The 21,202-nt window shown below is 37.3% G+C and carries 18 protein-coding genes and 1 riboswitch; all 18 genes read left to right on the forward strand.

The window, feature by feature from the left end; genetic code table 11:
* Positions 1–8: 8 nt before the first annotated feature.
* The 18 genes from EO121_RS00150 (at position 9) to EO121_RS00230 (ending at position 21,201) form a co-directional block, all read left to right on the forward strand.
* On the forward strand, positions 9–7,949 hold the full coding sequence (locus EO121_RS00150) for a hypothetical protein (RefSeq protein ID WP_127165193.1): 7,941 nt from the start codon (positions 9–11) through the stop codon (positions 7,947–7,949).
* A 67-nt stretch (positions 7,950–8,016) separates the two neighbouring features.
* On the forward strand, positions 8,017–9,789 hold the full coding sequence (locus EO121_RS00155; RefSeq protein ID WP_127165194.1) for a hypothetical protein: 1,773 nt from the start codon (positions 8,017–8,019) through the stop codon (positions 9,787–9,789).
* 135 nt (positions 9,790–9,924) lie between these two features.
* Complete coding sequence (locus EO121_RS00160; RefSeq protein WP_127165195.1) at positions 9,925–10,326, forward strand: hypothetical protein; 402 nt, start codon at positions 9,925–9,927, stop codon at positions 10,324–10,326.
* Positions 10,327–10,473, forward strand: coding sequence for a hypothetical protein (locus EO121_RS08600; RefSeq protein ID WP_164725808.1), 147 nt, complete (start codon positions 10,327–10,329; stop codon positions 10,471–10,473). It begins immediately after the preceding gene.
* A 107-nt stretch (positions 10,474–10,580) separates the two neighbouring features.
* Positions 10,581–11,105, forward strand: coding sequence for a phage holin family protein (locus tag EO121_RS00165; protein ID WP_240629368.1), 525 nt, complete (start codon positions 10,581–10,583; stop codon positions 11,103–11,105).
* 12 nt (positions 11,106–11,117) lie between these two features.
* Positions 11,118–11,501, forward strand: a complete 384-nt coding sequence (locus EO121_RS00170; protein ID WP_127148208.1) for a D-Ala-D-Ala carboxypeptidase family metallohydrolase — start codon at positions 11,118–11,120, stop codon at positions 11,499–11,501.
* A gap of 9 nt (positions 11,502–11,510) precedes the next feature.
* Positions 11,511–11,930: a hypothetical protein gene (locus EO121_RS00175; protein ID WP_127165197.1), complete on the forward strand. Its 420-nt coding sequence runs from the start codon at positions 11,511–11,513 to the stop codon at positions 11,928–11,930.
* A 412-nt stretch (positions 11,931–12,342) separates the two neighbouring features.
* Complete coding sequence (locus tag EO121_RS00180) at positions 12,343–13,260, forward strand: Abi family protein (RefSeq protein WP_127165198.1); 918 nt, start codon at positions 12,343–12,345, stop codon at positions 13,258–13,260.
* A gap of 134 nt (positions 13,261–13,394) precedes the next feature.
* Positions 13,395–13,503, forward strand: a riboswitch (TPP riboswitch).
* A 77-nt stretch (positions 13,504–13,580) separates the two neighbouring features.
* Complete coding sequence (gene thiC / locus EO121_RS00185; RefSeq protein WP_127135238.1) at positions 13,581–14,885, forward strand: phosphomethylpyrimidine synthase ThiC; 1,305 nt, start codon at positions 13,581–13,583, stop codon at positions 14,883–14,885.
* Positions 14,886–15,134: 249 nt separating this feature from the next.
* Positions 15,135–15,716, forward strand: coding sequence for a hypothetical protein (locus EO121_RS00190; RefSeq protein ID WP_127165199.1), 582 nt, complete (start codon positions 15,135–15,137; stop codon positions 15,714–15,716).
* Positions 15,717–15,760: 44 nt separating this feature from the next.
* Positions 15,761–16,483, forward strand: coding sequence for a hypothetical protein (locus EO121_RS00195; protein ID WP_127165200.1), 723 nt, complete (start codon positions 15,761–15,763; stop codon positions 16,481–16,483).
* A gap of 1 nt (position 16,484) precedes the next feature.
* The gene (locus tag EO121_RS00200) at positions 16,485–17,150 is read left to right on the forward strand and encodes a hypothetical protein (protein WP_127165201.1); all 666 of its coding nucleotides are present in this window, start codon (positions 16,485–16,487) and stop codon (positions 17,148–17,150) included.
* A gap of 155 nt (positions 17,151–17,305) precedes the next feature.
* Positions 17,306–18,031, forward strand: coding sequence for a 30S ribosomal protein S2 (gene rpsB, locus EO121_RS00205; protein ID WP_062402636.1), 726 nt, complete (start codon positions 17,306–17,308; stop codon positions 18,029–18,031).
* Between the two features lie 121 nt (positions 18,032–18,152).
* The gene (tsf, locus tag EO121_RS00210; RefSeq protein WP_127165202.1) at positions 18,153–18,836 is read left to right on the forward strand and encodes a translation elongation factor Ts; all 684 of its coding nucleotides are present in this window, start codon (positions 18,153–18,155) and stop codon (positions 18,834–18,836) included.
* Positions 18,837–18,912: 76 nt separating this feature from the next.
* Positions 18,913–19,632, forward strand: coding sequence for a UMP kinase (gene pyrH / locus EO121_RS00215; RefSeq protein WP_009352746.1), 720 nt, complete (start codon positions 18,913–18,915; stop codon positions 19,630–19,632).
* A gap of 12 nt (positions 19,633–19,644) precedes the next feature.
* Positions 19,645–20,205, forward strand: coding sequence for a ribosome recycling factor (gene frr, locus EO121_RS00220; protein WP_127165203.1), 561 nt, complete (start codon positions 19,645–19,647; stop codon positions 20,203–20,205).
* A complete protein-coding gene (locus EO121_RS00225) occupies positions 20,205–20,462 on the forward strand; it encodes a hypothetical protein (RefSeq protein ID WP_009352768.1) in 258 nt (85 codons plus the stop codon). Before frr ends, EO121_RS00225 begins: the two co-directional genes overlap by 1 nt.
* Entirely contained in the window at positions 20,434–21,201 is a 768-nt protein-coding gene (locus tag EO121_RS00230) for an isoprenyl transferase (protein WP_127165204.1), read from the forward strand. Before EO121_RS00225 ends, EO121_RS00230 begins: the two co-directional genes overlap by 29 nt.
* Position 21,202: the final 1 nt, after the last annotated feature.

Consider the following 21,202-nt stretch of genomic DNA (forward strand, 5'->3'; position numbering starts at 1 on the left):
GACGAATAATGGCAGATAACAAACGTATAACAGCAGAAGATGTCAGAAGAGGTGGGTTCAAAATATATGATAACCCTAAATATGTAAAAGACTTTGGTCATGTAGATGATGCAAAAGAAAGGAATATGTCTTTTGGGGACCGTTTAGATAGTTTATTTGAAAACTCTAATAGCACATTATCTAAGGCATATAGAAAGATAGCCTATAATGATGCGGACTGGTCACAAGATGCCATAGAGATAGGTAAGACGTTAGATATTTCCCCTAACGTTCTTATCAATGGTGGACATGATGTCATTGAAAGAGCTCGGGAGATGAGTATTAGAAAAAACACGTTACAAGATATGGAAGCGTTTAAAGCTGAGTATCCAGAGTTTTCTAATATTCAATACAGCAGTGAAGCGGAAGCCATAGAACTATTAAAGAATACAGAAAATGTTCGCCAAACACGAGGCATATGGGATTCTATCCAACAAGGCATATGGAGTGGTAATGACCAATTATTACTAGCCAAACAAGGTAGAGATTTGGCTTACGAAACGGACCCTAATAAGATTGTAGAAATTAATCATGAGATCGAGCGTTTGCAAAATAACCTTAGTCAATATAGAACAGAAGGAAGTAATTGGATAGAATCCATTGCAGGTGCTACATCGCAACAAGGCGTAATTATGGGACGACAAATTGCCTCTGCTGCTATGATAGAAGGGGCTGCAGGTGCTACATTAGGAGCTACTGCGGGTGCTATGGCTGGTGGAGTCGGTGCCATACCAGGTGCTATTGGTGGATTTGGCACTGGGATTAAGCTGGGTATGGCAAATGAAGTGCAAAAGATGTCATTTGGTCAAAAATATTTAGATTTAATAGATAAAAAAGATGCCAATGGTAATCGAATCTATAGCAATGAGGAAGCTAAGAATCGTGCCTTGGCATTTTCTATTCCTGATGCAGCGATTGAAATGGTAGGACTAGGATTGGCTGTAAAAGCAATCAAAGCAGTTAAGCCTGGTGTATCTGTATTGACTAAGATGATAGAAAATCAAAGTAAAACTGCCATTATGAAAGAGGGTGCCATCTCTACGGCTAAAGAATCTTTCAAAGCTGGTTTAAAATCTAGTGGTAGTGAGTTACTAGAAGAAGGCTTACAGGATATCAATGATAAGGTACAGACCAATCTGTGGGGCAAACAAGGGGATGTACATTATAGTTTAGCAGATATCGGTATAGGGTCTATTAATGCCATGATAGATGCAGTGCCAGCCGTTGTTGGGCTTGGTGTATTAGGTGGCCTAGGTGGTACAGCACACACCATACATCAGTTTAGAGCCTTTCATAGGTTGAGTCCTGAGCAACAAGACATGGTCGTACAGTCTGATATTAATCAGAGAGGCAATCAAGTAGTTAGTGCGCTAATTAAAGAAAGTCAAGTGAACCCATTGGCACAAAAGAACCCTGAGTTATTTGCTAAAACTATTCAAGCCACAGCAGATAGGCAAGGCATTGGTACTGTATATATTAATGCTCATGAATTAGTAGACACCCAACAGGGGCAAGAAGCGATTCAAAGTTTAATTAACTCTGGCATTGTGACACGAGAGGAAGCTACAAAAGCTATTGAACATGAAGCAGCTTTACCCGTGCCTATTAGTCAATTTGCACAGCTTAACACAGAAATAACAGAGGATACTGTTAAAGCGTTGGAAAAGGCTACTTTTTATACGGAAGGTGGCATGTCTGTAGCAAGTATAGAGCAAGCGGTCAAAGGGGCGAAAGCCTATCAAGAACATTTTGCAGGAGAGCATGCTAAAAAGATGGACGCCGTAAAGGAAGATATCATGAAGGAGTTCTCAAACCATAGTGATAGAGAAAGAACCCTAGCTGAAATGGTTGTATCGAGTGATCCGTATCATATTAAACAGGCCTTTAATGATATGTATAACCAAATGGAAGAAACCTATCGAGAGACCTATCACGATGAGCACAAGGCATTGGAGTATGATAAGGAAGGTCCTAAACCTCAGTGGTATGATGACCATGTAGCTATGCACCATCGAGCACCCAGCTATAAGGACCGTAGACGGATTGCCTTTGAGCATGGTAAGAAACAACTATCCCAAGAGTATGCTGAAGTTATGAGTGATAGCGCTATGGAAACTGCAATGAATCGCTATAACGAAATGGAAGAAGCATTACAAGACCTAGAAGCTATGGATAGTATTAAGAATACTTTGTTCCAAATTGCAGATAGTGATGTCCATGTACGTTCGAACTTATCTGACGAAGGATACCAAATCTATAAAGGTTTAGTAGGAGAATTAAAAAAAGGCAACCCTGCTGTTGCTAGTCAAGCAAAAGAGGGTGCCTTAGTGATGGCAATGCATGCAGATGTCATGGCCAATATTATGAAGAAAGCTGGATATGGTCATTTCACAGCAAAAGATTATATGGAACATGTTCAAATAGAAGCTAATGCTAAAGAAGTGGCAGGACGTGGATACGCACAACCTATGAATAAGGATGTGGATGTAGACACTCCAATTAGAATTATCGATGTTACTCCACTCTTTAATAAGAATAATTTGAACCTCGATAAAAAGAGTATCATAGAGCAACTAAAGAATACGTTTAAAGAGGGAAAATTAAGTGCAGATAATAAAGCTGTATTAGGGATCCCTAATAGTCTCAAACGTCGCCATTTAGTGTGGAATCAAATAAAAGGAAATCAAATGAAAAAAGCATTTGATATAAGTCTACTCACACTAGATGAACTCGTAAAGAGCAGTATTCTGATAGAATCTGTTAAGAATCAGAAAAAGGATAAAAATATAGAAAAAGGTAAGGTAGAAAATTATCATTATTTTTATGTGCCTATGAGGGTTGGTAATTATGTATATACCATGAAAATTGTTGGGGAAGAACAACAAAATGAAATTACACTTAATCCTACTAAGATAGATTTATATTCGATTATACCAACAAAAAAAGAGAGCACCCCTCACTTGCACGATGGCAAGATAAATGGAGCGAGCTCTCTTTTTAATACATTTACTATACGAGATATGCTAAAAGATGTCAAGGATTATGAAGGGAATAACTATATTGATGAGGAAGGTAATCCTAACTACTATGCACAAAAGGCAGATGATACTATGGGTGCTCTTAAGGATAGCCGACCTGAATGGGAAGTAAAACTAGAGCAAGATAGTATTGCCTGGAACTCCGTAATGGATCGCTATAAGGATGGGAATATACCAAACAGAGACGTTAGGCTCATGAGTACACCGATTGTGTTACAAATGTTAGGCTTTTCAGCGCATGATATAGAAATAACACCTTCTGTATTAGCGAAGGTGTTAAAAGGGAAGCATGCAGATTCTATTGATACGGAAGTGTTAAAAGATTTACCTAGAGCCATTGCTAATCCTGTGGCAATTTTTAGAAACTATGATGGAGAAAAACGAGAATACATTGATAATCAAGTTGTTATTGTAGTTACATTAGAAGATAAAAAAGGGAATAGTATTCAAATTCCATTAATCTTTGACACCTATAAAAATAAGAATAAAGTTCATAGAATCAAATCTATTTTTGGTAGAGAATCTATTGATTGGTACGTAACAAATCTAAGAAAGAATGCTCTATTATATTATGATAAAAAAAGACCAACTTATCGGGCAACGGGGCAATATGGGGCCCCAACCAGGACAAGTTGGTCTATTTATGACTCAAGTGTACAACAGGATACAGAAAATAGCAAGGGAAATTTTGAAGATTATGAACAAAAAAAGACCAATCTATCGGACAACGGGGCAAGATACGCCCCAATCTCGTTAGATTGGTCTAATATAGTCCTTATTATAGAACAACATTTACAAAAAAGCAATGAAAAAGTGTTGACTAGTGAAGATTTAGATAAGGCACGTGCAGCGCAACAAGATAGATATTATCAAGCTGAGGAAAGTTCGAAATACAGAGGATTAACCACAGTGTATCCAGAAGAACTTGGTAGTAAAAGGCTCATACAATTATTCGATGCCGCTAATTTTTCTACCTTTATTCATGAAAGTGGTCATCTCTTTTTAGAAGACTTGCGTATGCTTGCCACAATGGATGGTGCTCCTAAACAAGTGGTAGAGGATTGGAATACCATTAAAGAGTGGAGTGGATGGTCAGATACAGAAGGCGCTAATAATACAGAAGCACATGAGAAATTCGCTACAGGTTTTGAGGCCTATGTTCGTGAAGGAAAAGCACCAACAAAAGTATTGGAACGTATATTCCGTCGTTTTAAAGAATGGCTCAGTGCTTTATATAAAAGTGTAACACTCCTGGGCGGATTACCACCTAAAGAGGTGCAAGATGTCATGGCACGAATGCTTGCGACGGAAGAGGATATCAATTCCTATGTCACACAACAGGGATTAGATAGCTTTGAAAGAACAGGGCTATATCAATCTTTCACAGAAGAAAAGCAAGTAGAATGGCAAGAAAAACTCGATCGCATTCGAGAAAAAGCAAAAGAAAAAGTGCTGACTACGTATATGAAAGAATTGTCCAATACAAAATTAGAAGAGTTTGAAGTATCTATTCCAGAACTAGAAGAAATGTTACAGAGACAATTAGTAGAACAATATCCAGTGTATCAAGCAAGAGTACGTTTTGATGCCTTTGGTGTAGCTGGACTAGAAGGGACACCGTACCATAGCGAACAGGCTCTTATAGAGGGGGAAGTTAACGATGGTATAGGATCTATGAAGGAAGTGGTGGCCAAGGAGATACAATCTAAGCGTGATGAAGTAGAGGGATTTACACATGATTATGAAGCGGTTAAAAGGATGGCAGAAGAGTATTTGCTTACCACAGAGGGAATGCAACGAATTACTACCTATGAAGCGGAAGCCATTCGTAAAGATACGAATAAAGCAGTAGCAAAACATTTTGAGCTTATTAGCGCTTTAGGAGATATCGATGTCAATGATCCATCATCTATTGAACGTGTAGCATCTGCTATAGAAGATGATAAAGTACAAAAGAAAGTTCGGAAATTACAAGAAAAAGATTCAGCACAGCAGAGTGAAGAAATAAAAAAACTGCAAGAAGAATTACAAACAGGGATTAGTAATATGCGAGCTTTGCGAGGGTTATCCTTATGGAGTACAGAAGATATGATGGAGAAAGCCCATAATGCCTTGCGAACTATGACAATCCCACAGGCTACTTCATTTAAAACGTATCAAAATAAAAGTGCTAGCTCCGCAAGAAAGGCAGATATTGCTATTTCAAAGGGGCAAATGGATGAAGCCTTTCATCATAAGCAACAGCAGTTATATTATCAAGCTATGGCACGTGCAGCCTATGATAATTTACGTGAAGTGGAAACGTTAGAAAGGGATTTAAAGAAAAAGTACCAAAGTATTTCACGACCTAAATCACCGAAACGGATTCACTCTTCTGCTAGATACTTTATTCAACATATGATGTATCAATTAAATTTAGTCAATCGTGATGGCATAGAACCATCTAAAGGGTTTACTATTGGAGACGTGCTATTGTTACTAGATCCTGATGCAGAGTTCCAGGATAAAGCAGAAACCAAGATGACATTAGACCCATGGATTATGGAGCTATTCGAAAAGCCAAAATCATGGAAACAGTTAACGTTTGACCAACTATTAGATATGGGGCAATTACTAAAAGCAGTTTACACACAAGGGGCACAACAGTATGAAGGTGTAAGCATCCTAAATGAACAAGGCGAAAGTATCTCGTTTGAAGATGCAGGCGCAGAGCTTATCATTGAAGGCAGTAAGCGATTACAATCCAATACTAAGGATTTACTAACCCAAGCCAATCAACAAGGATTTTTTGGACGGTTACAAGATACATTCTCTGGATATATGTTAAGCCTAGTAAAAGTAGAAACTATACTTCGTCGGTACGATGATGATAAGGCTGGTGTATGGAATCGATATATCTATGAACCAATTAATAGAGCCACTGTAAAAGGTAAGGAAATGCTAGAAGAGGCCACTCGGAATCTACAACAAGTAATGAAGGTGTACGAGAAAAAAGAACTATTTCATATTAGAACAGAACGTATATATAACATTGGTACCGTGTATAGCATGACCAAAGAGCAGGTATTAGCCCTGGCTTTAAACTGGGGGACAAAAAATAATCGGCAACGTGTCATTGAAACGGTAGGTTTAAGTGACCAGGAGGAAGCAGAAGTTCTAATAGATAAAGCATTCAGTGAGTTCTTGGAGGATAAAGACTGGGATTTTGTGGAGAAAACATGGGAACTTATTAACTCTTATTATGCAGAACGTAGCGCCGTTCAAGAGCGATTATATGGTTCACCTATGCACAAAGAAAGAGGAGTGACTTTCACTATTAATGGACGCAAGATTCGTGGACAATATTATCCTATCGTATATGATCCCACTGTAGATGGTGCTGCTAAGGATTATGAAGTAGAAGATATTATAAAGTCACAGATGTCATCTAGTGCTGTATGGGGTATGGGTATGAGTGCCACCAAAAGCCGTGTACAGCTAGTGAAGGGGAAAAAGCTACTACTATCCTTTGATGTGATTCCTCGTGCTATTGATGAAGCGATTAACCATATTAGCATGCGTGAAGCGGCTACGGATGTGAATCGTCTATTAAATAATCGGGCACTCAGTGACTATATTGTTCGTACTACAGGTGTAGAAACATTACAAATGTTGAAGACCTGGGTACGAGATAATTGGCAGAGTGAGATTAGTAAATCTTCACGGTTAGATAGAGTATTGCAAGATTTAAGACGAAATACATCTATGGCTATTATGTCCTATAGGACGAGTACAGCCTTACTTAATGTATTGAATGTGATTCCGATGACAAAAGAAATTGGCTTACTAAATACAGTCCGAGCGATTACAGAGTTTATGGGATACCCTTTATCCGATAGGTATGTATCAAACCGAAAATTCGTTATGGAACGAAGTATCTTTTTACGTGAGCGTATACATACGCTAGATCATGATTTACATGAAGGGTTAAGCATTGGCGGTAAAGGTATGACCTTCTTTCCTAATAGCGATATTGGACGGAGCATATCTGAAACCAAGTACATGACAAAAGAGGTACGAGATACGATTAGTCGGTATGGATATGTATTTATCACGGAAACAGATTTAATGTTGTCTATGCCGTTATGGAAGTTTGCATATGAGCAGAAAGTAGCAGAGCTATTGCCTAAGGGGTTAGATCAAGAATATATTGAAGCGGAAGCTATTTCAGCAGCGGATAGACAGGTTCGTAGAGTGTTTGGTTCAGGGGATACGAAAGACTCTGTAGAGTTACAACGAAAGAAAAACAGTCTAGTAGCTTTATTTACACCATTTTATACGTATGCTAATACAGTTTTGAATGCATTGGTAGAAGGTGGTTATGCAGCTGTGGACAAACAAGACTATATGAAACTGTTTAACCATATCTTATTTTGGGTAGTATTACAGAATATGTCGGAGGCTTTGTTACGGTCTACCTGGTCTGGTGATGACGATGATGCAGAAAGCCTTTTAAAAAAAATGTTATCGTCTGTTGTGACTGGATCATTTGTAGGTTTTCCAATACTTAGAGATGGCGTTTCCTTAGCTATGGATATGGCTATGGGTAAACCTAGTATGAGTAAAGGAAATGAAACTGTTGCACTTAGTCTAATGCCAAAATTATTAGAGTTGTATAGAAATGTGAAAAGCAGTAAAAAATCATGGATTGATGTGATGCGGTCAACAAGCCAGGTGAGCAATCGTCTCACAGGGTTTAGTGATACCTTTACCGATGGTTTTTGGACACTAGCAAAATGGTCATTTTCTAATACAGAGGCTACACTAAGGGATTTAATCACTGCTATTGCATTTGATAAGAATCTTCGAAGTCGTGAGGAAAAAAGAAAATAGTAGTTAGGAGCTATCTAACGTGGGTAGCTCCTTTTATATGTAAAGATACAGTAGAAAGGAGACACACATGGTTAATGATGAAAGAGTGAGTATCATGTACGAAGGGGATGGTCAGAACAAAACCTTTGCATACCCCTATTCATTCACAAGAAAGGAGGACATTGTAGGTTATGTCATCAGTAATGGAAAAACAAAACGAATTTCTACAAATTTTGAGTTTAATCCTACTAGTAAGCAATATATGTATCCAAAGAATGGTACTCCACTTGCAAGGAATGAAAGTTTATTGCTTACTAGGGAAACTCCACGGAATAATACATTACAGTTACCTAATGAACCAATTTATACTGCATTACAAGGGCAATTAGATAAGATTGTTCGTATGATACAGGAATTAGGAAGTCATCATAAAGGGATTCCATTACAGGTGTTATCGGAACAGTTTGATACCGTGATTCCCACACAAATAGGAAATGCCTATTTACGGATCAACCGTGAAAGAAATGCGATTGAGCTTGTAGAAAATCCATTTGGAGGAGTGGAACGTATTACAAGCGAAATGACTACTACCAAAGCTAATATTGATAGAATTAAAGTGCAAATAGATGGAATCCATACAGAATCACTGACGATGTATGGCGAAATCAAAGAAAAGCTAAGTCGTGTAGATAGAGATACTGAAACATTGAAGGAAAGAGCGAAGCAAGAAATACGATCTACACAGCAGACCGTATTACAAAGCTTAGAGCAAGTAGAAAGTGATATTACAAGGCGATTCAAAGATACTGCAACAGCAGAGGTAGAGAAGGCGAAAGAGTGGGCGATGAAAGCCGGAGTGGCAAAGACTGGTAATTGGGTGAGTAAAGAAGAACTAAAAGCCATTCAAAAGGATATGGAAAAAGATATTGGACGTGAATTAATTGCTCCATTACAAACGGTTATTGAAGAAGAGAAAGAGAAGATTGGTGGAATTGAGAGTTCTTGCCTATCAAAAATTGATGAACACAATATCTCAACCACAGCACACAACCTAAACAAATACATGAGCATGAAGCCTATGCCTACTGGTATCAATGATTGGAATAATCTCACAGATACTGGAATGTATGAAGCAACAGCAAGCATGTGGGGGTGGAGAAATGCACCGAGCACTGCACGTGTTTATTACTATGGTGTAGTCCAAGTTATTAAAAGTGATACTAATAAAATTACACAGGTATTCTACTCATATGGTGCTAATAATAAACCTTGTAATATTTGCTATCGAACATTCTATAATGCCTGGGGTGCATGGCATTATCATGGTGATTATGACGTAACCATTACGGATATAACAAAACATAATGAAGGGTTATACATTACAAAAGGTGATGTAACAACCGTTTTAAAGCTATTAACAACAAATAAATCAGATACAAATACAAGCCTTGCTCCTACACTAGCAGTAGTAAAAGAACTGTTAGGGAGTGTAAATATTGATATTACGGAAGTGTTAAAAAGTAAAGGTGTTAGATATGATTTTTCTAATGCGGATGCATGGTACCTATGTTTAGGACAAGCATTCGGAAATTTAATTATCCAAGGGGGAAATCTTACATCTACTTATGAGAATATTAATATAAACAAAAAATATCCATTTACATTACCTATCGCATTTACTAAAAAATGCTTATTTGCTGTAGGTATGGCACGAACTCAATTAAAAACTGGATGGACATTCGCAAGCATAAATATGGATACTGCCCAATCAACACTTGCAACACTTATCTTTAATATATGGTATACATATGAGTGGAGTTCTGTAGGCTGTCAAATAGGGATAATTGCTATCGGTGTTTGAACTTATATTCTAAACACAATATACATAACACTCATTTGTAAATGTAATGGGAAAGGATGTTAAGGTATCTTTATTTTTCCGTGTTTGATAAACTTCTCCTTGGATAATCAAGGAAATTATTAGAAAGGAATCAAAATGAACAACGATTATATTTTTGTCTTAGACACAAAGGGGTTACGAGTAACCTCTTTTTTAATTGGATTACATGCTGATACCGAGGAATCGTGCGTGGAATTAGCAAAAATGCTATACCCTAATCATACGTACTTAGTAGGTACACAAGAAATGCAAAACGAGTTCGTAGCAAATAATAAATGTTACATCAATGGTAATTTTATCGACTATGTACCCGAACCCGTAGCCCCTACTAAGGCAGAACGTATTGCAGAAATTAAAGCCTACTATGACAAACGTTTTGAAACGTTAGAACAAACACTAGCAAGACGTACATTGAGCGGTACTAGTGTAGTAGATTTACAAGAACAATATAAGAAACTCACACAAGAAATGATTGCAAAGATTAAGGAGGTAAAGTAAATGGATAACTACGAAGTACACTCAGATATTCCCGTTATGCATTTTTGCGAATGGTGTTATGCAACACTCAATCAAGATGGTACTTGTCCTACTGAGGGATGTATCCACAATGATTTAATGAATATGGAAGGCAAAAAAGAGGAATAGTATTATTCAAGAGAGATGCTAGGAGTGATTATGAACAGAGCTAGAGATAAACCAGATCTGATGAATTTTATAGTTTAGGCGTATTAAAAGGTAAAATGGTATACGATATGGGATTTTTAGAATCTTTACGAGATATTATAGTAGAGTCGTGGATTATAAAAGTGGGGCTATCATTCATAGGTAGTGCAGCTATATGGCTAATGAATTTAAAACACGTTCAAGTGCTGGGCGTGTTTATTTTATTAGTCTTATTTGATTTACTGACTAGATGGGGAGCAATCGCCTATCAGATGTTGGTAGAAGCGGGAGCAGATAAAGAAAGTATATCTGCTTGGGATAAGTATGTAGCAATCATTCCTGCTTTTGAAAAGGGGTTAATTTCATCAAAACATATGAGAAAGCCCTTTGTGACAAAGGTAATGACTTATGTATTTGCCACAGCCATAGGTTGGTGCTTTGATTTTATGGCAGGGAAAGAAGCCTTTGTAGTTAATTTAGTTTGGTTATATTTAGCCTCAGCAGAATTTTTAAGTGTACTAGAAAATATGCGTGATGGTGGAAATGTAATGATGGGAAAGTTTTTAGATACCATCAGAGACATGATTGAAAGTAAGTTCAAATTTAAGTTATAAGGAGATATATATATGAAAATTGGAAATTATTTTGAGGATTATGAATTTGCCTGTAAATGTCATCGACATAATGTAGTAGATGGGAAAAATGTATTGGATCATGTTATTGACAAACGATTAGTAGATGTATTGGATAAAATTCGAGAACGTGTAGGACGTCCAGTATATATTGAAAGTGGATACCGTTGTGAAGACCACAATCGTGAAGTAGGTGGAGTGCCTAACTCTCAACATGTATTAGGCACGGCCGCTGACATTACCGTAGACGATATTAGTATTGATGAATTAGCTGATATTGCAAAAGAGTGTGGTGCAGACGGTGTTGGCAGATATTATGGACTACAATTTGTACACATTGATGTCCGAGGTTATGATGCGGAATGGGAGCAATATTAGGAGGTTGAAATGTATGGAACTATTCTTTCATGGATTAAGAAACACACGATTATGCTTGCTGTTGGCTTTGGTACTATTATCTGTGCCATGCTTTACATTTGCGGAACAGGGAGTGACATTAACACAAAGCGAATACAAGATGCTCAGCAAGAACTTAGACGAGCTCAATACAATCAACAAGAAGCAAGAAAACTCAATCGAGAGGTTAGAGATGCAGTTGAACATAGCGAAGTTATCAACGAACGAATCGAAAGTAGCATTACTAGAAGCGAAGCAGCTATTAGAAGAACAGAGGGAGCAGTTGAGAGCATCCAAGGAGAAATTAAATCTACAAGAGCAGAAATTGACAGAGCAGCAAATCTCATTGGAGAAAGCCAATCTATACTTAGAAGAGCAGAAAGAAGAAATAAAGAAGTACAAGAAAAATAGTCAAAAGCACCGATTCATTGAGGTGCTTTTATTAGGTGGATTAGCCTATAAAATGTTTCGATAACGTATAAAAAATAATTTATAACATTATCAATAAAAACTGTTTTTGGGAACGGTTGCACAACCGTTGCACAACCTTTTTTGCAAGAATAGCTTAATATCAATGGTTGTTGGCAATATGTGCGTTGTGTGTATCATAATGCCATCATGGATGTGGAAGAATAAATAGCATGAAAAAAGCACTCCCTAGATGGGGAGTGCTTTGTATGTCATTCATAAGTGGTTGCGATTAATAAATTTGGAATTGACAACAATAAAAGTAATGCCTTATAATAAGTTTAACGACAAACCCCCCACATCCGTATGGACAGACAAGTTCTGACGTGGGGCTTTTTTTATTATGGAGAGAATTATGGGGACACCTAAATCTTTAAGTTGTAATGAACTATTGCATTTATTTTCTTCTAGAGGTATGAGAATTGATGGAGTAGATAATCATAAGATTCAACATATTAATTATTATAAGCTGAAAGAATTTGCAGAACCATTTGCTACTTATTCGGAAGATGGAATGATTAATTATAATTGTATACATTTTTCGACAGTATTAAAGAGATACTATCAAGATAAAAATCTACGAGTGTCACTAATTCATGCTATTGAAAAAATTGAAATATCAATAAAAACGAACTTAGCTAGAATATTAGGTGAAAGATATGGGGCTTTTGGATATTTAAATTTTGCGCAGTGGGCTAATCGGTCGAAGGCCACTAGATATACTATAGAAAAGAAACAGTATAGAATAAAGGAAGAGTTACAAAACTCTTTGAAACGTTCGGATTATATATCCTCTCAATCTAAGGATAATTTTGATGTAGATAATTTTCCAAGCATCTGGCTTGCAATAGATTTATTGACATTTGACTCTGTTTTAAAAATGATAGAAATTTTAAGTGAAAAAAATCTAACGCAATTAGCGAGTACATATAATTGCTCAAATTTGGAATTAGTTTCGTGGCTAAAATGTTTACATTTCATCCGTAATATATGTGCACATAACTCCAATTTAATAGATATAAAGTTAAAGACGAAACCTAAAATACGAAGTGTATGGAAAGAACAACTCTTTTACGATGAAAAAGGTGGACAAGAAAAGCCAACTAATGGAGCCTCCATTGTAATTCTTATTGTTATGGAATTGGTGAAAATGATAAATTCAAAGTATAATTGGAGCCGCATTCAAAACGTTATTAGTAGCATATGCAGTAATGATGAAGAAGCACAGCTGTTTGGGTTTAAAAATAAAAAAAGTGTAGATTTATTAAGTTAGATAACTTTTTAAAGAGGATAAACATAAAATAGCTAAGTATTAATTAAGATGGTTTATACTGCTTTGGAAATTAAACACAATGATTCTCTATAAAATTCCATCATTTCATGCTATACTATAAGCAAGTAAATATTTTAGATTTGCAAGGGAGCCTATGTAATAGGCTGAGAAAGGACTATGAAGTACCTGACCTTTTGACCTGATCGGGATTATGCCCGCGTAGGAAGCACGCTGACATATGTGGGTATCGATGTAATGTTGATACCTTTTTGTGTATAGAGCACCCCAAATAGGCTCCTTTGTAATGAAAGGAGCTTTTTATGTTTTACACACAAATGCAAGCAGCCCAAAAAGGCATTGTTACCGACGCGATGAAAGTGGTAGCAGAAAAAGAAAACATGGATGTTGAAGTATTACGAGAGTTAGTGGCAAAAGGACATGTAACAATTCCTTGCAACAAGCATCATACATCTTTACAACCAGAAGGAATCGGGCAGAAGTTGCGCACAAAAATTAATGTGAACTTAGGAACATCTAAAGATTGTACAGACTACGAAGAAGAAATGAAAAAAGTTCATCATGCAGTGGCATTAGGTGCTGAATCTATTATGGACTTGTCTACACATGGTGATACAAAGGTGTTCCGCCGTTTGTTGACAAAAGAATGCCCTGTTATGATTGGCACCGTGCCAATCTATGATAGCGTTATTCATCATCAGAAGGATTTAGGTGAATTGACTGCAGAAGACTTTATTTCTACGATCCGTCTCCATGCAGAAGATGGGGTAGACTTTGTCACATTACATTGTGGGATTACGCAACATACGGTGGAGCAAATTAAACGACATAAACGTAAATTAAATATCGTGAGCCGTGGCGGTAGTTTAGTTTTCGCTTGGATGTCCATGACTGGTCAAGAAAATCCTTTCTATGAATACTATGATGAAATTCTAGACATTTGTGCAGAATATGACATGACCATTTCCCTTGGCGATGCTTGCCGTCCTGGTTGCTTGGCGGATGCCACAGATATCTGCCAAATTGAAGAACTTGTTCGACTTGGGGAGTTAACAAAACGAGCTCGTGAACGTGGTGTACAAGTATTGGTAGAAGGTCCTGGTCATGTGCCATTGAATCAAGTACAAGCCAACATGGAAGTGCAACAAACGATCTGCGATGGGGCCCCGTTCTATGTATTAGGACCATTGGTAACAGACATTGCACCAGGTTATGACCATATTACAGCGGCCATCGGTGGTGCCGTGGCAGCCATGCATGGGGCAGCATTCCTTTGCTATGTAACACCAGCGGAACACTTAGCCTTACCTGACGAAAACGATGTGAAAGAAGGCATTATGGCTTTCAAAATTGCTGCGCATGCCGCAGACATTGCAAAAGGGATTCCGAATGCACGAGATCGCGATGACCGCATGGCAGAGGCGCGCCAAAAACTCGATTGGGAAGCACAATATGCAGTAGCACTAGACCCTGAAAAAGCACGTCGCATCCGTGAAAGTCGTGCCCCAGAAGAAGGACACAAAGAAGCTTGTAGTATGTGCGGAAAATTCTGCGCCGTACGGAGCATCAACAAAGCCTTAGAGGGAGAGAAAATCGATATATTATAAAAGAGAAACAAAGCAACCAACTCAGTATAGGAGTTGGTTGTTTTTGTTGCATAAATGGCAACACAAGTTAGATGCATAAAAATATTTCCTACATATATTATCACAATGTATTTCGTATACTTCTGATTTTAGGTAAGAAATATCAAAAATATGTCCTAAATATCATGTAAAATAGTTGATTACTAGAGATATTATGATGTATGATAGTAATAACATATATGTATTTTTGTTATTTATATGAGGTGTGCTATGAAAAAAAGAACAGCAGTCGCTCTTGTATTAGCAAGTGTATTTGCAGTGAATGCGGGTACTGCTACAGTAGAAGCTAGTTGGTTAAGTAAAACGTTAAAGAAATTAGATAACGCTTTGGGGGTTCCAGATAGTAATACACAGGTGACACAACAATCGGATGGATATTTGCATTTACCACAAGCCGGAGAGCGGTGGATTCTAGTAGCTGAAAATAAATACTATAAAACATATTTGGATAGAACTAAAGTGCTTGCAAGAGGAGAAGCTCAGGATCGTGTGGTAGAAGGCGTATTTAAACGTGAATTTACTCCTTTAGGATCCCAATGGTTAGGCGGATTTGGGGAAGTAAAACCTGATGTCGTAACTGTAGAATATTATTCAAATAGATATTATGTAAATTCAGTGTCTTGGCATAATGTTGGAATGTATTCTATACCAACCTCCTATTATGATGTTCATGGTAATTTAATTTACAAAGATAGTAGTATAGAAAGTAAATATCGTGGTAACTACATTCCAGACTCTGAAGACGAACACATCAAAGACCGGCTCTTCCATATGTTCGGCTGGGATTATTAATCCATAAAACAGTTTTATACTTATCGTAACAAGGGGGATGTATTGTGAAAAGATGGAAACTATTAGGGATAGCTTGCTCGTTATTTGTGTTGGCGGGTTGTGCGAGTCTGGACTCGAATATTGAAGTGGATAATGATTTTAGTGGTAAATGGGAGTCACAACTACAAATTCCTGAGCCAATGAGTAAAGTGGAATTAGAGTCGGCACTTCAAGATTCTTTACAAAAAGAAGCAAAAGGTTCCGTGCCTGTAGGAAAATTAGATGATAAGGAAACTAAAGAAAAAATTCAAAAAGACCAGCAAGCACTAAAAGAGTTTGCTGATAAGCACATTAAACTAGAAGCTGTAGATCCAACAGGTAAAGAAATTAATGATAAAGATGGTACCGTAAAATCTGGCAATTGGAAGATTACAGCAAAATTTGATGATGACAAGGAATTAACAAAAACATACAGAATCATTTATGGTGCATTAGGTAGCACTCCTGCGGAAAATGTTATTTTCCCATATGGTGATGAAAGTAATGAATACATGTTCTATATGGGTAAATCCTTTGGTACTACAAAAATTACAGTTGATGGGGATATTAAAAAAGAATTTGAAACAGATGGTGTAGTGAAAGACGATACAATCACATTTGTGAAAGATAAAGAAATTCGTTTTGTATTTACAACCGCCTCTCATTTCTTCAGAAATACAATTATTGCGATTATTGTTATAGGTGGTGCAATCGGTGGATTTATTGTATGGAAACGAAGAGGTGTGTAAAATGAACGTAAAACAAGCTTTTGTAAAAGGTTTTGCTTTAGTAGCTATAGTTGCCTCTTTGGCAGGTTGCGGATCAGTATCTTCATTAGGGGGCAGTCCGGATTTATCAGGGACGTGGTATCAATATCAACCGGGTTCAACCGATGGATCTGGCTATAGAAGTGGTACAATATACAAAATAACACTTGAAAAAGTTAGTGACCATACATATAAAATGGTGGAATCTAAGTATTATCAAAAAGGATTTAAAGAAGAGCACAAATTCTTAAATAAAGAAGAATACTTTAAGGATTATGAAGGATATCCTATGTGGGGAATACAAAAAGGTGTTAATAAGGCTGGTGTAGTTCCGCAATATGATGAAATACAAGAATGGGTAGGAAAAGTTGACAAGTTTAAAAAATATGAAGAAATTCTTACTGTAAGAGATGGTTTTGTGTATTCGGCATCGAATGGAGCATCACATAGTATTAAAGAAGATGGTGGAAAGCTAATACTTGTTAGTGATGGTGAAAAGATGCTGTATAAAGGAGATGACTCATTTTTTGAAGAAGCCTTTAAACAAGAGGAAGAGTTAATTAGAAAATCTATAAAAGAAGATAATGAAAAAAATCCTAAGCTTAAATATGAAATTAGAAATATTTCATTTACTAAGAAAGATTTATAGATGCAATTAAGGCATTCCCTCTTGCGTTCACCCCACATTTTATGCTATACTAACCAAGTATGAATACACACGCAACTAGACTATCAGTTCTGTGCGCAATTTCGCGTTTGCTGAGGGATGAGAGTTGCGGAGGTTTTTTAACAGGAGGTGCCAACATGGCAGTAGTATCACTTAAACAATTATTAGAAGCTGGTGTTCACTTTGGACATCAAACAAGAAGATGGAATCCTAAAATGGCTAAATTCATCTTCACTGAACGTAATGGTATTTATATCATTGACCTTCAAAAAACTGTAAAAAAAGTAGAAGAAGCGTATGATTTCTTACGTGAAGTAGCTCAAGAAGGTAAAACAATCCTTTTCGTAGGTACTAAAAAACAAGCTCAAGAAGCTGTTAAAGAAGAAGCTCTTCGTGCTAATATGTACTTCGTTAACGAACGTTGGTTGGGCGGTATGTTGACTAACTTCAAAACTATCGAAGCTCGTATTAAACGTTTAAAACAATTAGAAAAAATGGCTGAAGATGGAACATTCGAAGTTCTTCCTAAAAAAGAAGTAATTCGTCTTCGTCATGAATGGGAAAAATTGGAAAAATATCTTGGCGGTATCAAAGATATGCCAGAAATGCCAGGTGCACTTTTCGTAATCGACCCTAAAAAAGAAAAAATCGCTATCGCAGAAGCTAAAAAATTAGGTATTCCTGTAGTAGCTACTGTGGACACTAACTGTGATCCAGACGAAGTTGATTTCCCTATCCCAGCAAATGATGACGCTATTCGCGCAGTTAAATTATTAGCTGGTAAAATGGCTGACGCTATTTTAGAAGGTCGTCAAGGTGAACAAGACGCTTTCGGTACAGAAACTGCTTCTGAAGAAGCTTAAGAATCTGTAAGATTATTTAACAATATATACAGACATAGTCTTAATTGATAAATAAGTAATAACGATGTAAAATTAAGGTAAGGCTAAGGTCTTACCTTAATTATTTATAGGAGGAAAAATCATGGCTCAAATTACAGCAGCTTTAGTAAAAGAATTACGCGACATGACTGGCGCAGGTATGATGGATGCTAAAAAAGCATTGGTAGAAGTTGAAGGCGATATCCAAAAAGCAGTTGACTTTCTTCGTGAAAAAGGCTTAGCTGCGGCAGCTAAAAAAGCTGGTCGTATTGCAGCTGAAGGTGTAGTAGCATCTTACATTCATGGTGGTGGACGTATCGGCGTATTGGTAGAAATCAACTGTGAAACAGACTTTGTTGCTAAAACTGATGATTTCCAAGCTCTTTGCAAAGATGTAGCAATGCAAATCGCTGCTGCTAACCCAACATACTTAAAACGTGAAGATGTTCCAGCTGATGTAATCGAACACGAAAAAGCTGTATTGATGGAACAAGCTAAAGTAGAAGCTGAAGAAGACGTTAAAGCTGGCCGTAAACCAAAACCAGAAGCAGTACTTGAAAAAATGGTAGCTGGCCGCGTTGAAAAATTCTATAAAGAAAACTGCCTATTAGAACAAGTTTTCATTAAAGACGGTGAAAAAACTGTACAAGCTATGATCAATGAAGCAATCGCTAAAATCGGTGAAAACATTAACGTACGTCGTTATGTTCGCTATGCATTAGGCGAAGGTATCGAAAAGAAACAAGACGATTTCGTTGCAGAAGTTATGGCTACTGTAGGTAAATAAGTACGGAGATAAGAGAACACCGCAAGTGTTCTCTTATTTTTGAATTATTTGTTAGAAACGTCATAAGGAGAAGGACATGAGTGAACGTAAATTTAAACGTATCGTATTAAAACTTAGCGGTGAGGCCTTAGCAGGTGATCAAGGATTTGGTATTAATCCTCAAGTGGTAGAACCATTAGCGCAAGAAATTGCAGCACTTTCCAAAGAAAGTGGTATTGAAATTGCTATCGTTGTAGGCGGTGGAAATATTTGGCGTGGACTATCCGGTAGTGCTAAAGGTATGGATCGTGCATCTGCTGATTATATGGGTATGATTGCGACAGTGATGAATGCTATCGCATTACAAGATGCTCTTGAAAATGCAGGCGTAGCAACTCGTGTTCAAACAGCGATTGAAATGCAAGAGGTAGCAGAACCTTACATTCGTCGTCGTGCCATTCGTCACTTAGAAAAAGGTCGTATTGTTATCTTTGCAGCAGGTACGGGTAATCCATACTTCTCTACAGATACAACAGCTGCTTTGCGTGCTGCTGAAATCGAAGCAGATGCTATTTTAATGGCGAAAAAATTTGCTGATGGCGTATACGATTCCGACCCTAAAACAAATCCAAATGCTGTAAAATTCGATGAATTGACATATATGGATGTAATTAGCAAAGAATTGAAAGTAATGGATGCTACATCAACTACATTATGTAAAGATAATCATATTCCTATCGTTGTATTTAGCATGGATATTCCTGGTAACATTACTCGTGCTGCTAAGGGAGAAGCCATCGGTACTATCGTAAAATAAAAGGTGAACACTATGGAAATTAAAGAAATTATTAGCCGCGAAGAAGCGCGCATGGACAAAACAATTGAATCCTTAAAACATGAATTTGCTAATGTACGCACAGGTCGTGCGCATACATCTTTGTTGGATTCCGTTATGGTAGATTACTATGGTGCACCAACACCCGTTAATCAAGTGGCAAATGTATCTGCTCCAGATCCTCGCATGATTTTAATCGCTCCATGGGATAAAACTATGATTGGTGCTATTGAAAAAGCTATCTTAACATCCGATTTAGGATTAAACCCTAATAACGATGGTGAGTCTATTCGTTTGGCTATACCTCAATTGACAGAAGAACGCCGTAAAGAATTAGTAAAAGTAGTAAGCAAAAAAGCAGAAGATGCTAAAGTTGCAGTCCGCAACATTCGTCGTGATGCTAATGATGCAATTAAAAAAGAAGAAAAAGCGAAAACAATTACTGAAGATGTGTCAAAGGATGGGCAAGAACAAGTTCAAAAATTGACTGATAAAAAAATCAAACTAATTGATGAACTTCGCGATACAAAAGAAAAGGATGTTATGTCTGTCTAATGGAACATACATCTATTTTGGGATTTCCATGGCAGCTTGCACAGTCTCTTTTGCAGGCTGCCTCTATCCCTTTTACTACAAAAATAGAAAAGAACTATAATCGGTTCTTTTCCATTTCTTCCGAAGAATGTTATGTAGGCCGTGTCATAGTAAAAGAAGGTGCATGGGAGATAGTTCTCTTTCATCCTATGGTAGCCAGTCATGTGGCACAGTCGAATGAGGTACAGTATGCTAAAAAACTTATGGAAGAAAAGTAAACAACAAGAGAGACCGACTGTAGATCCTACTAATATTCCAGAACATATTGCCATTATCATGGATGGTAATGGAAGATGGGCAAAGCGGAAAGGTATGCCACGTAGTATGGGGCATCGCGCAGGTGCGGAAGTATTAAAGGACATTGTGAAAGCTGCCCAAGGATTTGGTGTGAAAGCACTGACTGTATATGGTTTTTCCACAGAAAATTGGAAACGCCCAGAAGAAGAAGTCAGCCTGTTAATGGGTCTTATTAAAGAGTATTTACTTTCAAATGTAAAACGAATGCATGCGGAAGGCGTGCGTATTCGTTTTGTGGGAGATATTACTAAGCTATCTGAAGAGTTACAAAAAATCATCAAAGAATCTGAGGATTTGACACAAGAAAATACAGGAATCACTTTGCAATTAGCGATTAACTATGGGGGACGCGACGAACTCACTCGAGCTACACAACGGATTGTCCAGGATGTGGCAAGCGGTATCATCTCTGAAGAGGATATTACAGAAACATTGATTTCTTCCTATTTAGATACACAAGAATTTGACCGTGTAGATTTACTGATTCGACCAAGCAATGATGCACGTATCAGCAATTTTTTACTATGGCAAATTGCCTATGCAGAGTTCTGGTTTACCCCTTTACATTGGCCAGATTTTACACCACAAGTGTTGGAAGAAGCCATTTTGGCATACCAACAACGTGAACGTAGATTTGGTGGTTTAAAAGAGGAGAAATAAT

This window comes from Veillonella sp. CHU732 (assembly GCF_003992085.1).
Lineage (GTDB): Bacteria > Bacillota > Negativicutes > Veillonellales > Veillonellaceae > F0422.

Excerpts from the sequence above, each read along its gene's own strand:
- EO121_RS00190 (WP_127165199.1), top strand. The coding sequence starts at position 15,135 with ATGAAAAAAAGAACAGCAGTCGCTCTTGTATTAGCAAGTGTATTTGCA.
- rpsB (WP_062402636.1), top strand. The coding sequence starts at position 17,306 with ATGGCAGTAGTATCACTTAAACAATTATTAGAAGCTGGTGTTCACTTT.
- EO121_RS00225 (WP_009352768.1), top strand. The coding sequence starts at position 20,205 with ATGGAACATACATCTATTTTGGGATTTCCATGGCAGCTTGCACAGTCT.
- EO121_RS00170 (WP_127148208.1), top strand. The coding sequence starts at position 11,118 with ATGAAAATTGGAAATTATTTTGAGGATTATGAATTTGCCTGTAAATGT.
- frr (WP_127165203.1), top strand. The coding sequence starts at position 19,645 with ATGGAAATTAAAGAAATTATTAGCCGCGAAGAAGCGCGCATGGACAAA.
- EO121_RS00175 (WP_127165197.1), top strand. The coding sequence starts at position 11,511 with ATGTATGGAACTATTCTTTCATGGATTAAGAAACACACGATTATGCTT.
- EO121_RS00150 (WP_127165193.1), top strand. The coding sequence starts at position 9 with ATGGCAGATAACAAACGTATAACAGCAGAAGATGTCAGAAGAGGTGGG.
- EO121_RS00180 (WP_127165198.1), top strand. The coding sequence starts at position 12,343 with ATGGGGACACCTAAATCTTTAAGTTGTAATGAACTATTGCATTTATTT.
- thiC (WP_127135238.1), top strand. The coding sequence starts at position 13,581 with ATGTTTTACACACAAATGCAAGCAGCCCAAAAAGGCATTGTTACCGAC.
- EO121_RS00165 (WP_240629368.1), top strand. The coding sequence starts at position 10,581 with ATGGGATTTTTAGAATCTTTACGAGATATTATAGTAGAGTCGTGGATT.
- EO121_RS00230 (WP_127165204.1), top strand. The coding sequence starts at position 20,434 with ATGCTAAAAAACTTATGGAAGAAAAGTAAACAACAAGAGAGACCGACT.
- EO121_RS00200 (WP_127165201.1), top strand. The coding sequence starts at position 16,485 with ATGAACGTAAAACAAGCTTTTGTAAAAGGTTTTGCTTTAGTAGCTATA.
- EO121_RS00155 (WP_127165194.1), top strand. The coding sequence starts at position 8,017 with ATGGTTAATGATGAAAGAGTGAGTATCATGTACGAAGGGGATGGTCAG.
- EO121_RS00160 (WP_127165195.1), top strand. The coding sequence starts at position 9,925 with ATGAACAACGATTATATTTTTGTCTTAGACACAAAGGGGTTACGAGTA.
- pyrH (WP_009352746.1), top strand. The coding sequence starts at position 18,913 with ATGAGTGAACGTAAATTTAAACGTATCGTATTAAAACTTAGCGGTGAG.
- tsf (WP_127165202.1), top strand. The coding sequence starts at position 18,153 with ATGGCTCAAATTACAGCAGCTTTAGTAAAAGAATTACGCGACATGACT.
- EO121_RS08600 (WP_164725808.1), top strand. The coding sequence starts at position 10,327 with ATGGATAACTACGAAGTACACTCAGATATTCCCGTTATGCATTTTTGC.